Below are 12,474 nucleotides of genomic sequence, written 5' to 3'. Positions count from 1 at the left end.
CGAGGCGGCGTGCCCGCGATTGTAAAGGCGGAGAACGCCGATGGGGCGTCGCGCACGCAGGCGTGCACGTCGTCGATCGAACGCTTCCAGGCCCGCGCGTTCCTCTTTGCGGCACGCCATCTGCTGGAGAAGCGCGTACCGGCAACGCCTTTCTTCAGGAGAACGCCATGACCAGCACGCTCGACCCCGATAACGACGACGACATCGCGCCGGCCAACGCCCCGGGCCACGACGTGGATTCGCTCGGCCCCGGCGATTCCTCGGACAGCGGCAGCGATACGCGCGGTGCGAAGCGCCACGACTTCGACCGCGATACGGAACTCGATAACCACGCGCTCGAAGAAGGCGTGGACGAGGCGATGAGCGACACGGATCGCTCCGGCACGGGCGAACGTGCTTCCGCCGACGGCGACGGCTCGCTCGAACCCGACAGCGACGTGTTGCCCGATCGCATCGAGCAACTGCCGCTTGCCGACAACTTCGAGGATCTCGATCTCCCCGACGACGAAGACGAGATGCCTTAACCGTTCATCTTCGCGGCTCGCCGCTCATGCCAGCCGCTCCGGCGGCGCATCGTTCGGCGGATCGCCCTCGGGAATCGGGGGCGGCTCCGTGTCCGGCACAGGCGGGATTTTCGGCTGCTGTGGCGTGTCGTTGGGCTCCTCGGTGGGCAAGTGCGCGCGGTACACCAGCATGGAATCGAAACGCATGGAATTCTCCGGGTGCGGCTCGCGCGCGGCATCCACGGATTGCGCTGGACGACGTACGCGCGCGGGCGAAAGAATGGTGTACGTACCCTCGCCAAGCAATCGGCGTGCCGTTGTCTTCGAGCTTGCACGGTGCGACCGTTCGAGCGGTCAGGGTTCCGCGCTGGGCGAGGTTTCCGACGATGAAGGGCATGCGTGGAACATGAGTTGCGGTGTAGTCGTCGACGCTTTGCACAGGAGAGGTTCGATGAAGCACCGTGGCAGCCTGATCGCCTTTGGCGCGTGTTGCGTGACCGCACTCGTCACGGCGACCACCGCGATCGGCACGCGCGCCCAGGACAACACCGGCGCGGACCGGCCCACGACCGCACCCGCCACGCAAACGGGCGGCGCCACGTCCGGCCGCGCTGCGCCGGTGCCCAGCACCGCGGGCGTTAGCGCAGCCAGTGCAACGCAGCCAGGCAACTCGCGCGCCGGACCCGGCGGGGCGAACGCCTCGCCGTCGACGCATTCCGGATCGACGCATTCCACTCACCACGCGGCATACGCGAAACACAACACGCTGTCCGCCAGCCAACCGGCAAGTCTGCCGGCCGGCCGCGACGCGAAGGGGCAATGACGATGCAAGAAAATCGCGCTTTCCATTTTCCACGTCACGCGCGCACCGAGCGCACCGCGTCGCGCGAGAGCAGCGTCGAGACGTTTCATCTCGCGCCGCATAGCTGGGTGCCCAACAACGCGCGGCTACCCGTGATCCTTTACCGGCGCGCCATGACGCCCGGCAAGCAGGATATGGCGCAGGCCTTCAACGAACGCTTCGAGGCGAACGACTGGCCCGTGCAGTGGCACGACGGCGTGTTCGACTATCACCATTTCCACTCCACGGCCCACGAAGTGCTCGGCGTATTCGCGGGCACGGCCGAGTTGATTCTCGGCGGCCCGGGCGGGCGCGTCGTGCGCGTGCATGCTGGCGACGCGCTGTTGCTGCCCGCGGGCACCGGTCACTGCCTGCTCTCGCTCGCGGGCGGCTTTCGGGTGGCGGGCGGTTATCCGCGCGGGCAGCAGTGGGACATTCGCCGCGACGCGCTCACGCCCGCCGAGTTGCGCGCGATGCAGGCGCTGCCGTTTCCCGCGAAAGATCCGATCCTGGGCGCACAAGGGCCGCTGATCGAACACTGGCTTGCGCAGGCGTGAATCCCGGTGTGGGCAGAAAGTGGCAAGGCGTTTCAGGCTCGCCTGGAACGCGCGCGGCAGGCACAGCGCTTGCAATTGCGAGAGTCTCGCGACGACGCAAAGCAAGGAGAAAATTATGAAAACACTGCATAGCATGCCGCGCCTTTCGCGCCATACGAAAACGCGCGCGACGCGTACCTTTATGTCGATGACGGTGGCGCTAGCCTGCGGTCTGGGCGCGGTCTCGGCCGCGCAAGCGCAAGGCGCGCCGCAATCGATCGCCGTGCAGCGCATGGCGACCGTGCAGTCGGGCATCGGTTTCCGCGCCTCCAAGCTCGTGGGTTCCGACGTCTACGACAACAGCGGCAGCAAGATCGGCGCCATCGACGACATCGTGCTCGAGTCGCCCAATCAAGGCGCGTTCGCCATTCTCTCGGTGGGCGGTTTCCTCGGCATGGGCAAGCATCTCGTGGCGGTGCCGTTCAACGATCTGCAGATCAGCGCCAAGCAGATCGTGCTGCAAACCGACAAGACCCAGTTGAAGGCGATGCCCGAATTCAACTACGCCCACGACTGATGCGCGCCTGATGCGCTTTGAACACGACCGGTGCGCGATGCGTCGCGCATCGTCGTAGACCGTGCCGGACGCGCAGAGCGCAATGCCTGCCAGGCGTTCGGCACGGTTCCGATGGTTTCCCGCAATTGTTCGCCGTGCGGCGGCTTTGGCACCATGGGCGCGTACGAGCCCAACGTGACCGCCCCGCATCGACATGAACGACATCGCACCCGCCTGGACGCCCACGCCGCAGCAGATCGAAGCGGCGCGCATCACGCAATTCACGCGCTGGCTCGCGCAATCGCGCGGCCTGCAGTTCGACGATTACGACGCATTGTGGCGCTGGTCCGTCGACGACGTCGACGGCTTCTGGTGCGCGTTCTGGGACTGGGCGGACATTCGCGCGAAACACGCGCGCGGCGTGGCGCTCGCCGATGCGTCGATGCCGGGCGCGCAATGGTTTCCGGGCGTCGAACTCAATTACGTCGATCAGGTGTTCCGGCACGCGGACGCGTCGCGTCCGGCCATCGTCGCGCGGAGCGAAAGCGGTGCGACGCCCGGAATCATTCGCGAAGTCAGCTGGGCCGAATTGCGTCAGCAGGTGGCCGCCTGCGCGGCCACATTGCGGCGGCTCGGCGTGCGACGCGGCGATCGCGTCGCGGCCTACCTGCCGAATACGGCCGATACCGTCGTGGCATTTCTGGCCACCGCGAGCGTGGGCGCGATTTGGTCGGTGTGCTCGCCCGACATGGGGCCGCTCGCCGTGCTCGACCGCTTTCGCCAAATCGAGCCGAAAGTGCTGATTGCCGTGGATGGCTATCGCTACGGCGGCAAGGCCCACGATCGCCGCGACCTGATCGCGCAACTGCTGCGCGACTTGCCGAGCGTCGACCATCTCGTGCTCGTTCCGCAACTCGACATCGATGCGCGCGCAACCGATTTTCCCAATGCGATCGCGTGGCAAGACGCCATTACGGCCGAAGCGCCGCCCGGCGGCGGGGCGCTCGAAATTGAAGCGGTGCCGTTCGATCATCCGCTGTGGATCGTCTATTCGTCGGGCACCACGGGCCTGCCGAAAGCCATCGTGCATTCGCACGGCGGCGTGGTGCTCGAACACGTGAAGATCATGGCGCTGCACCTCGACCTGCACGCGGGCGACCGCTTTCTCTGGTACGCGAGCACGAGCTGGATCATGTGGAATTGCCAGCTGGGCGGCCTGCTCGTGGGCGCGACGCTGTGCCTCTACGACGGCAATCCCGGCTATCCGCAGGCGGATTCGCTATGGCGCTTCGTGGGCGAGGCGGGCGTGACGTTCTTCGGCGCGGGCTCCGCGTATTTTCAGGGTTGCCTCAAGGCCGACGTCGCGCCGCGCGCCGCCGCCGATCTGTCGCGCTTGCGCGCCGTGGGCGCGACCGGTTCGCCGCTGCCGCCCGAATGCTATACGTGGATCCTGGAGCGCGTCGGCCCCGTGTGGATCGACGCGATCTCGGGCGGCACCGACTTCGCGGGCTGCTTCCTGGGCGGCTTGCCGACCTTGCCCGTGCGGCTGGGCGAAATGCAGTGCCGCTGCCTCGGCGCGCGCGTGGAGGCATTCGACGAAGCCGGGCGGCCGCTCATCGACGAAGTGGGCGAACTCGTCTGCACCGTGCCCATGCCTTCGATGCCGCTGTACTTCTGGCGCGACACGGACAACCGCCGCTATCGCGAGAGTTACTTCGACACGTATCCCGGCATCTGGCGCCACGGCGACTGGCTGCGCATCACGCCGCACGGCGGCGCGATCATCTACGGCCGCTCGGATGCGACGATCAACCGGCACGGCATCCGCATGGGCACGAGCGAGCTGTATCGCGCGGTGGAGTCGCTGCCCGAGGTGCTGGACAGCCTCGTGGTCGATCTGGAGTACCTCGGGCGCGCTTCGTCGATGCCGCTCTTCGTGGTGCTGCGGCCCGGCGTGCAACTCGACGAGGCACTCACCGCCGCGATTCGCACGCGGGTGCGCGAGGCGCTTTCGGCGCGGCACGTGCCCGACGAAGTGCATCAGGTCGCCGCCGTGCCGCGCACGCTCTCGGGCAAGAAGATGGAGATTCCGATCAAGCGCCTGCTGCTCGGTCAGCCGCTCGACAAGGTGGCGAATCCGGACACGATGGCCAATCCGGAAAGCCTCGCGTGGTTCGCCGATTTCGCGCGCGTTCGCGAGGAACAGCGCGAAGCGCAGGGCGGGGCGGCGTGAGGAGGCTTTAGAATGGCGCGCTGAACCCGCTCGCCCATTCGCATTAGCGGCTTTCGCGCCGCGCCTGCGCGTCCCTGCGCGTCCCGTTCGGCTTACGGCGCGAGGTACCGCGCAACGTCCACGCGAGACCGCGCACGCCGACCCACCCGCCCGCCCGCCCGCTCAAGCATGCCATCGCCCAGCGCCACCGTTCCCATTTCGCTCGTCAACGGCTTTCTCGCCGGTGCGGGCGCGCAGCCCGCCGTGATTCGCCGCTATCTCAAGGAGGCGGGCATCGCGCCGGAATTGCTCGCGAAACCGGGCGGCCGCGTGACGGAAGAGCAATTCTCGACGCTCTATCGCACGCTCGCGATCGAACTGGACGACGAGATGCCCGGCATCTTCAGCCGGCCGTTTCGCAGCGGCACGCTCAAGTTTCTCTGCCTGAGCCTGCTCGACGCGCGCAACCTCGAAACGGCGCTGCATCGCTTCGATCAGTTCTTCCACATCGTTCTAGACGATTTTCGTCTCGATTCGCGCCGCAACGGGCTGGTCGCGCAAGTGGCGTTGCGCGCGAATCCCGCGTTCGGCGCGCTCGGGCCGCTCGGCCAGGAGCTGATGCTCAAGCTCGCGCACGGCGTGTGTTCCTGGCTCATCGGGCAGCGCATTCCGCTGTTGCAGGTGGATTTCGCGTGCCCGCAACCGGCGCATGCGCTCGATCATCGCTACTTCTTTTCCGGGCCCGTGCACTTCGGCTGCGAGGCCACGCTGATGCGCTTCAGCGCCGCGTATCTCGACATGCCGATCCGCCAGAGCAAGCGCAATCTACGGGCGTTTCTCGCGCGCTCGCCCGGCGACTGGATCTTCGAATCGTTCAGCGAGCAACTGGTGAGCCATAACGTGCGGCAGTTTCTCGCGGCGCAACTGCCCGGCTTGCCGACCATCGAAGCCGCCGCGCGCCATCTGCATTGCTCGGTGCGCACGCTGTGCCGCCGTTTGGCCGCGGAAGAGACCACGTTTCAGGCGCTCAAGGACGAATTGCGCCGCGACGTGGCGATCCAGCGCCTCACCGACACGCAGGACACCGTGGCCGCCATCGGCAGCGACCTCGGTTTCGACGACCCGAGCGCGTTCCACCGGGCCTTCCGTCACTGGACCGGCAGCACGCCCGGCACCTACCGCAAGCAGCCCTGACCCCCCGCAACGGGTGGCCAAGTGCGCAAACGGCGTGGCCAGATTTGTCACTATGTGGTCCGGTTTCGACACCCGGTTTGCGGGCGATTGACGCTACGATGCGTGCTGCCACGCCGGCCACCGGCGCTTACCTGACTCGCGTATTCGACTGGAACAACGACCATGAGCTATCTCGCCCCCGTCAAGGACATGCTGTTCGTGCTGAAGGAACTGGCCGGCATCGAGGCCGTCGCGGCCTTGCCCGGCTTCGAAGAGGCGGGTTTCGATACCGCCCAGGCCGTGCTCGACGAATGCGCGAAGCTCGCGGGCGAGGTCATCGCGCCGCTCAACGTGGAAGGCGACCGCGCGCCCAGCACCTGGCGCGACGGCGCCGTGACCGCCACGGCGGGTTTCGCGGCGGCATTTCGCCAGTTCGTGGAAGGCGGCTGGCAAGGTCTGCAACATCCCGCCGAATACGGCGGCCAGGCGCTGCCCAAGCTCGTCGCCACGCCGTGCATCGAAATGCTCAACGCCGCGAACCTCTCGTTCGCGCTGTGCCCGCTGCTCACCGACGGCGCGATCGAAGCCCTGCTCACGGCGGGCACCGAAGCGCAGAAGATGCGTTACGTGCCCAAGCTGATCTCGGGCGAGTGGACCGGCACGATGAACCTCACGGAACCGCAGGCGGGCTCCGATCTCGCGCTCGTGCGTTCGCGCGCCGAACCGCAGGGCGACGGCACGTACCGCGTGTTCGGCACGAAGATCTTCATCACCTGGGGCGAGCACGACATGGCGGAGAACATCGTCCATCTCGTGCTCGCGCGCACGCCCAATGCGCCCGAAGGCGTGAAGGGCATTTCGCTCTTTATCGTGCCCAAGTTCCTCGTGAACGAAGACGGCACGCTGGGCGCGCGCAACGACGTGCACTGCGTGTCGATCGAACACAAGCTCGGCATCAAGGCGAGCCCCACGGCGGTGCTGCAATACGGCGACCACGGCGGCGCGACCGGCTACCTCATCGGCGAAGAAAATCGCGGCCTCGAATACATGTTCATCATGATGAACGCCGCGCGCTTCGGCGTGGGCATGCAGGGCGTGGGTGTTGCCGATCGCGCGTACCAGAAGGCCGTGGCCTACGCGAAGGAACGCGTGCAGAGCCGCCCGGTGGACGGTTCGCTGAAAACTTCGGCGACCATCATTCATCATCCGGACGTGCGCCGCATGCTCGGCACGATGCGCGCGCTGACCGAAGGCGCGCGGGCGCTCGCGTATGTCGCGGCCGCGCATAGCGATCTCGCGCACGGTCACGCCGACGCCGACGTGCGTGCGCGCCATCAGGCCATCTACGAATTCCTCGTGCCGATCGTGAAGGGCTGGAGCACGGAAATGGTCAACGACGTGGCGAGTCTCGGCGTGCAGGTGCATGGCGGTATGGGCTTTATCGAGGAAACCGGCGCCGCGCAGTATTACCGCGACGCGCGCATTCTCGCCATCTACGAAGGCACGACGGCGATCCAGGCGAACGACCTGATCGGCCGCAAGACGGTGCGCGACGGCGGCGCGGTCGCGAAGGCGCTGCTCGGCGAGATCGCGCAGACCTGCGAAGCGCTCGGTCAAGCGGGCAGCGCGGCGGCGCAGTCGTTGCGCGCGCAACTGGAGAAGGGCGCGCAGTCGCTCGCCAATGTCGTCGATTTCGTGCTGGCCAACGTCAAGCGCGACCCGAACGCCGTATTCGCGGGCAGCGTGCCGTATCTGAAGCTCGCGGGCATCGTGCTGTGCGGCTGGCAGATGGGCCGCGCATTGCTCGCGTCGCAGCGCGAATTCGAGCAGGACCTCGAATTCCACGGCGCGAAAATTGCGATCGCCCAGTTCTACGGCGAGCACGTTCTCGCCCAGGCAGGCGGTCTCGAAACGGCGATCCTGAGCGCCAGAGGCGATGCCAGCGTGCTCGCGTTGAGCGAAGTGCAGTTCTGATCGTTGCCCGCGCAAGGCCGCGATCCATAACAAGGAATACGAAATGTCCCCGAATGAAGCACTGATCGAGCAATACGGTCCCCGCGAGTCGATGGAATACGACGTGGTAATCGTCGGTGGCGGCCCGGCCGGGCTCTCCGCGGCGATCCGCCTGAAGCAACGGGCGGCAGAACAAGGCGTCGAGATCGGCGTGTGCGTGCTCGAGAAGGGCTCGGAAATCGGGGCGCATATCCTCTCGGGCGCGGTCATGGACCCGCGCGCCATCACCGAACTCTTCCCCGACTGGAAGGAAAAAGGCGCGCCGCTGAACGTGCCCGTGGCCGAAGACAAATTCCTGTTCCTCTCCGAAACGGGCGCGAAAGCCGTGCCGAACTGGGCGCTGCCCGATAACTTCAAGAACCACGGCAACTATGTGATCAGCCTCGCGAACGTCACGCGCTGGCTCGGTCAGCAGGCCGAGGCGCTGGGCGTAGAGATCTTCCCGGGCTTTCCGGCCGCCGAAATTCTCTTCGACGAAAACGGCGCGGTGAAAGGCGTCGCCACCGGCAACATGGGCGTGGGCAAGGACGGCGAACCCACCGAGAATTTCCAGCTCGGCATGGAACTGCACGCGAAATACACGCTGTTCTGCGAAGGCGCGCGCGGGCATCTGGGACGCCAGCTCAACGAAAAGCTCAAGCTCGACCGCGACGCCGATCCGCAGGTCTACGGCATCGGCATCAAGGAACTGTGGGAAATCGATCCGTCGAAGCACCAGCCGGGCCTCGTGATCCACACGGCCGGCTGGCCGCTCGAAAGCGACACGTACGGCGGCTCGTTCCTGTATCACATCGACAATAACCAGGTGATGGTGGGTTTTGTCGTGGGCCTCGCGTACCAGAATCCGTATCTCTCGCCGTTCGAGGAATTCCAGCGCTACAAGACGCACCCCGAGATCCGCAAATATCTCGAAGGCGGCAAGCGCGTCTCGTACGGCGCGCGCGCGATTACGGCGGGCGGCCTGATGTCGCTGCCCAAGCTCGTGTTCAAGGGCGGCGCACTCGTTGGCGACGATGCAGGTTTTCTCAACGTCTCGCGCATCAAGGGTTCGCACGCGGCGATCAAGACCGGCATGCTCGCCGCTGACGCCGCGTTCGACGCCGTGCAGGCAGGGCGTCAGCAGGACGAACTCGCGGCGTATCCGGAAGCGTTCAAGCAGTCGTGGCTTTACACCGAGCTTTACAAGGCGCGCAATTTCAAGCAGTGGATGGGCAAGGGCCTGTACCTCGGCACGCTGATGGTGGGCATCGAGCAGAAGCTCATGGGCGGCAACGTGCCGTGGACGCTGCATCACCAGCATCGCGACAACGAAATGCTGAAACCCGCGTCGCAGTGCAAGCCGATCGAGTATCCGAAACCCGACGGCAAGCTCACGTTCGACCGGCTTTCTTCGGTGTTCATCTCGAACACAAATCACGAAGAGAACCAGCCCGCGCACCTCACGCTGAAAGACGCGAAGGTTCCCGTCGATGTGAACCTGCGCACGTATGCGGGTCCCGAGGCGCGTTTCTGCCCGGCGGCGGTGTACGAGTTCGTGAAGAACGACGACGGCAGCGATCGTCTGCAGATCAACGCGCAGAACTGCGTGCACTGCAAGACCTGCGACATCAAGGACCCGACGCAGAATATCGTGTGGGTCACGCCGGAAGGCGGCGGCGGGCCGAACTATCCGAACATGTAAGCGCGCACAGGTACGCGCCGTTCGGAAGTCGAGATAAAAAAGCCGCTTCGGTTGAGAAACCGGAGCGGCTTTTTTGCATTGGCGCGCGTTCGACCCACCGAACGCGGGGGGTTCTTTCCGCCACGCGCTCGCGTATGTTCGTCCGACGATCACGAACGGAGACACGAAACATGGGCGTTTTGAGCGGATTTCGCGTGCTGGAGTTCGAGGCGATCGGCCCGGCGCCGTTCGGCACGATGCTGCTGGCCGACATGGGCGCGGACGTGATCCGCATCGACCGTCCCGTCGCGCCCGACGATCTCGGGCCGAAGCGCGAGGGCGCGCGCGCGGACGTGACCGGGCGAGGGCGGCGCTCGCTCACGCTCGACCTCAAGCGTCCCGAAGCGGCGCAGGCCGCGCTCGATCTGATCGCGGAAGCCGACGTGCTCGTCGAGGGCTTTCGGCCCGGCACCATGGAGCGCCTCGGCCTCGGTCCCGAAGCCGCGCTCGCGCGCAATCCCAGGCTCGTCTACGGGCGCATGACGGGCTGGGGGCAGAGCGGGCCACTCGCGCAACGCGCCGGGCACGACCTCAATTACATCGCGCTCTCGGGCGTGCTGTCGGGCATCGGCCGCGCGGGCGAGGCGCCGGTGCCGCCGCTGAATCTCGTCGGCGATTATGGCGGTGGCGGCATGCTGCTCGCGCTCGGCGTGGTCGCGGCGCTCTGCCACGTGCAGCGCGGTGGCGCGGGCCAGGTGGTGGACGCGGCCATGGTGGAGGGCGCCGCGCAACTCGGCTCGGTGGTGTGGGGCTTGATGGCGTCCGGGCATTGGCGCGAGTCGCGCGAGAGCAATCTGCTCGATGGCGGCACGCCCTGGTACGACAGCTATCGCACGAAAGACGGCCAGTACATGACGGTCGGCGCCGTGGAGGCGCGCTTCTACGCGCAGTTCATCGACGGACTCGGCCTTGCCGATGCCGGTCTGCCGCCCCAGCACGACCGCGCGGGTTGGCCCATGTTGCGCGAGCGTTTTACGGCTGCCTTCGCTTCCCGCACGCGTGACGAATGGTGCGCCGTGTTCGACGGCCGCGACGCGTGCGTGGCGCCCGTGCTCGGGTTTTCGGAAGCGCCCGCGCATGCGCACAACGCCGCGCGCGGCAGTTTCGTGGAGGCGCACGGCGTCGTGCAGCCTGCGCCCGCGCCGCGCTTTTCGGGCACGCCGTCGGCGCTCGGGGCGAGGGCGCCCGCGCGCGGCGAACGTGGGTTATCGGCGCTGCTCGACTGGGGTTTCGACGAGGCCGCCATCGCCCGCATGCGCGAAAACGGCCTCGGCTATGTGATGTAAGCCGTTACGCCTGACGGTCAGGCGAATCTCAGGCGAACGCCGGCTCGCGCAGACGGAACGCGGCCACCGCCTCGCGCAGCGCGTGCGCCTGCTCGGCGAGCGCATGCGCCGCCGCCGAGGCTTCCTCGACCAGCGCGGCGTTCTGCTGCGTGACTTCGTCCATTTGCGTGACGGCCACGTTGACCTGCTCGATGCCGGTGGATTGCTCGCGCGAGGCCGTCGAGATTTCGCCGACGGTGGTCGTCACGCGGTGCACGGAGCCCACGATCTCGTCGATGATCTGGCCGGCGTTCGCCACCAGCGTCGAGCCCGCTTCCACGCGCTGCGCCGACTGCGCGATCAGCTCCTTGATCTCGCGCGCCGCCGCCGCGCTGCGCTGCGCGAGCGTGCGCACTTCCCCCGCGACCACGGCGAAACCGCGGCCTTGTTCGCCCGCGCGCGCGGCTTCCACGGCGGCGTTGAGCGCCAGAATATTGGTCTGGAATGCAATGCCGTCGATCAGGCCGATGATCTCGCCAACTTTGTTCGAGCTGTCCGCGATCGACTGCATCGTGCCAACGACTTCGCGCATCACGACGCCGCCGCGCGAGGCCGTTTGCGCGGCCGTGCCCGCGAGTTCGGTCGCGTGCTGGGCGTTTTCGGCGTTCATGCGCACGATCGACGTGAGTTCTTCCATGCTCGCGGCCGTTTCTTCGAGCGACGCGGCCTGTTCCTCGGTGCGCGAGGAGAGATTCAGATTGCCGCTCGCGATCTGCGCGCTCGCCGTGGCGACGCCTTCCGCGTTGCCGCGCACTTCGCTCACCACGCGCGCGAGGCTCGCCTGCATTTGCGCGAGCGCGGCCAGCAGTTCGGCGGTCTCGTCGTCGCCGTGGGCGTGCAGGTCGGTCGACAGATCGCCGTTCGCGACGTCCCGCGCGAAATCGACGGCGCGGCCGAGCGGGCGCGTCACCGCGCGGCTGAACAGCACGCCGCCCGCGAGCGCGAATACGAACACGGCAACCATGAGCAGGGCGCTCACGACGATCGCGCGCTGGGCGTGGCGCGCGGCATCGGCGACGACCTCGGCGTTGTCGGCGGCAATCGTATGCGCGGCTTTGTCGAGCAGATTGGCGGGCGCGCGGTCGACGCCGGCCACCTGAGCGTCGCCCGCGGACGGATCGGCGCCGGCCGCCTTGAACGCCTCCAGACCCTTGCGATAGCCCTGGCCCATGGCCGTGTGCGCGGCGGCGAACTGCGTCACGAGCGTGCGTGCTTCGCCGTCGGGCAATTTCGCCTGCAACGTGGCCGCGAGGTCGTCCACGGTGCGTTCGCGCTGCTGGAATTGCCCCCAGTACTTGTCGAGCTTGGCCGGATCCTTGCCGCGCAGGAGCGTGTCTTTCCATTCCTGCACCTGCAACTTGAATTCGACGAGCGTGGCCGACGCCATGCGTTCGTTGGCGGCCGAGGCCTGCACGTTGACGCGATACGTGTCGATGGCCTGATTGAGCGTGTGAATGCCGTAGAACGCGCCGGCCGACATCAACGTGAGCGACGCGGCGAACGCGAGCGGAATCTTGCGACTGAGTTTCATGGGGGCGAATGACGATGTTCAATGACGGAGATCCGCCGATCCACGTATTACGGCGCAGCGTGTG

General features: G+C 66.8%; 11 protein-coding genes. 9 read left to right on the top strand and 2 right to left on the bottom strand.

The genetic code is table 11. The features are described 5' to 3' along the window. Nucleotides 1-167: 167 nt before the first annotated feature. Nucleotides 168-524 (top strand): chemotaxis protein, encoded by a 357-nt coding sequence (locus FAZ98_RS06850; RefSeq protein WP_158950006.1) that lies wholly within the window; start codon nucleotides 168-170, stop codon nucleotides 522-524. A gap of 24 nt (nucleotides 525-548) precedes the next feature. Here the strand turns inward: FAZ98_RS06850 and FAZ98_RS06845 are convergent, their stop codons facing one another. After that, nucleotides 549-710, bottom strand: a complete 162-nt coding sequence (locus tag FAZ98_RS06845) for a hypothetical protein (RefSeq protein ID WP_158950004.1) — start codon at nucleotides 708-710, stop codon at nucleotides 549-551. A gap of 244 nt (nucleotides 711-954) precedes the next feature. Between FAZ98_RS06845 and FAZ98_RS06840 the strand changes: the two genes are divergently transcribed. The 8 genes from FAZ98_RS06840 to FAZ98_RS06805 all read left to right on the top strand — a co-directional run bounded on the left by FAZ98_RS06840 (nucleotide 955) and on the right by FAZ98_RS06805 (nucleotide 10,840). Further along, nucleotides 955-1,326 (top strand): hypothetical protein, encoded by a 372-nt coding sequence (locus FAZ98_RS06840; protein ID WP_158950002.1) that lies wholly within the window; start codon nucleotides 955-957, stop codon nucleotides 1,324-1,326. Beyond that, nucleotides 1,323-1,901, top strand: a complete 579-nt coding sequence (locus tag FAZ98_RS06835) for a cupin (RefSeq protein ID WP_407672046.1) — start codon at nucleotides 1,323-1,325, stop codon at nucleotides 1,899-1,901. Before FAZ98_RS06840 ends, FAZ98_RS06835 begins: the two co-directional genes overlap by 4 nt. 115 nt (nucleotides 1,902-2,016) lie before the next feature. Then, entirely contained in the window at nucleotides 2,017-2,457 is a 441-nt protein-coding gene (locus tag FAZ98_RS06830; protein WP_233272681.1) for a PRC-barrel domain-containing protein, read from the top strand. 193 nt (nucleotides 2,458-2,650) lie between these two features. Beyond that, a complete protein-coding gene (locus tag FAZ98_RS06825; protein WP_158950000.1) occupies nucleotides 2,651-4,669 on the top strand; it encodes an acetoacetate--CoA ligase in 2,019 nt (672 codons plus the stop codon). 168 nt (nucleotides 4,670-4,837) lie between these two features. Then, nucleotides 4,838-5,842, top strand: a complete 1,005-nt coding sequence (locus tag FAZ98_RS06820; RefSeq protein WP_158949998.1) for an AraC family transcriptional regulator — start codon at nucleotides 4,838-4,840, stop codon at nucleotides 5,840-5,842. Nucleotides 5,843-6,004: 162 nt separating this feature from the next. After that, on the top strand, nucleotides 6,005-7,795 hold the full coding sequence (locus FAZ98_RS06815) for an acyl-CoA dehydrogenase (protein ID WP_158949996.1): 1,791 nt from the start codon (nucleotides 6,005-6,007) through the stop codon (nucleotides 7,793-7,795). Nucleotides 7,796-7,838: 43 nt separating this feature from the next. Then, nucleotides 7,839-9,515 carry an electron transfer flavoprotein-ubiquinone oxidoreductase gene (locus tag FAZ98_RS06810; protein WP_158949994.1) on the top strand — a complete coding sequence of 559 codons (1,677 nt, stop codon included), beginning with the start codon at nucleotides 7,839-7,841 and terminating at the stop codon, nucleotides 9,513-9,515. A 170-nt stretch (nucleotides 9,516-9,685) separates the two neighbouring features. After that, complete coding sequence (locus FAZ98_RS06805; RefSeq protein ID WP_158949992.1) at nucleotides 9,686-10,840, top strand: CaiB/BaiF CoA transferase family protein; 1,155 nt, start codon at nucleotides 9,686-9,688, stop codon at nucleotides 10,838-10,840. Nucleotides 10,841-10,868: 28 nt separating this feature from the next. On the opposite strand, the gene FAZ98_RS06800 is transcribed toward FAZ98_RS06805, so the two are convergent. After that, on the bottom strand, nucleotides 10,869-12,410 hold the full coding sequence (locus FAZ98_RS06800) for a methyl-accepting chemotaxis protein (protein ID WP_158949990.1): 1,542 nt from the start codon (nucleotides 12,408-12,410) through the stop codon (nucleotides 10,869-10,871). Nucleotides 12,411-12,474: the final 64 nt, after the last annotated feature.

Source organism: Paraburkholderia acidisoli, assembly GCF_009789675.1.
In the GTDB taxonomy this organism is placed as follows: Bacteria; Pseudomonadota; Gammaproteobacteria; order Burkholderiales; family Burkholderiaceae; genus Paraburkholderia; species Paraburkholderia acidisoli.
This window is presented reverse-complemented; position numbering and strand designations above follow the sequence as displayed.

Excerpts from the sequence above, each read along its gene's own strand:
- FAZ98_RS06850 (WP_158950006.1), top strand. The coding sequence starts at position 168 with ATGACCAGCACGCTCGACCCCGATAACGACGACGACATCGCGCCGGCC.
- FAZ98_RS06845 (WP_158950004.1), bottom strand. The coding sequence starts at position 710 with ATGCGTTTCGATTCCATGCTGGTGTACCGCGCGCACTTGCCCACCGAG.
- FAZ98_RS06840 (WP_158950002.1), top strand. The coding sequence starts at position 955 with ATGAAGCACCGTGGCAGCCTGATCGCCTTTGGCGCGTGTTGCGTGACC.
- FAZ98_RS06835 (WP_407672046.1), top strand. The coding sequence starts at position 1,323 with ATGACGATGCAAGAAAATCGCGCTTTCCATTTTCCACGTCACGCGCGC.
- FAZ98_RS06830 (WP_233272681.1), top strand. The coding sequence starts at position 2,017 with ATGAAAACACTGCATAGCATGCCGCGCCTTTCGCGCCATACGAAAACG.
- FAZ98_RS06825 (WP_158950000.1), top strand. The coding sequence starts at position 2,651 with ATGAACGACATCGCACCCGCCTGGACGCCCACGCCGCAGCAGATCGAA.
- FAZ98_RS06820 (WP_158949998.1), top strand. The coding sequence starts at position 4,838 with ATGCCATCGCCCAGCGCCACCGTTCCCATTTCGCTCGTCAACGGCTTT.
- FAZ98_RS06815 (WP_158949996.1), top strand. The coding sequence starts at position 6,005 with ATGAGCTATCTCGCCCCCGTCAAGGACATGCTGTTCGTGCTGAAGGAA.
- FAZ98_RS06810 (WP_158949994.1), top strand. The coding sequence starts at position 7,839 with ATGTCCCCGAATGAAGCACTGATCGAGCAATACGGTCCCCGCGAGTCG.
- FAZ98_RS06805 (WP_158949992.1), top strand. The coding sequence starts at position 9,686 with ATGGGCGTTTTGAGCGGATTTCGCGTGCTGGAGTTCGAGGCGATCGGC.
- FAZ98_RS06800 (WP_158949990.1), bottom strand. The coding sequence starts at position 12,410 with ATGAAACTCAGTCGCAAGATTCCGCTCGCGTTCGCCGCGTCGCTCACG.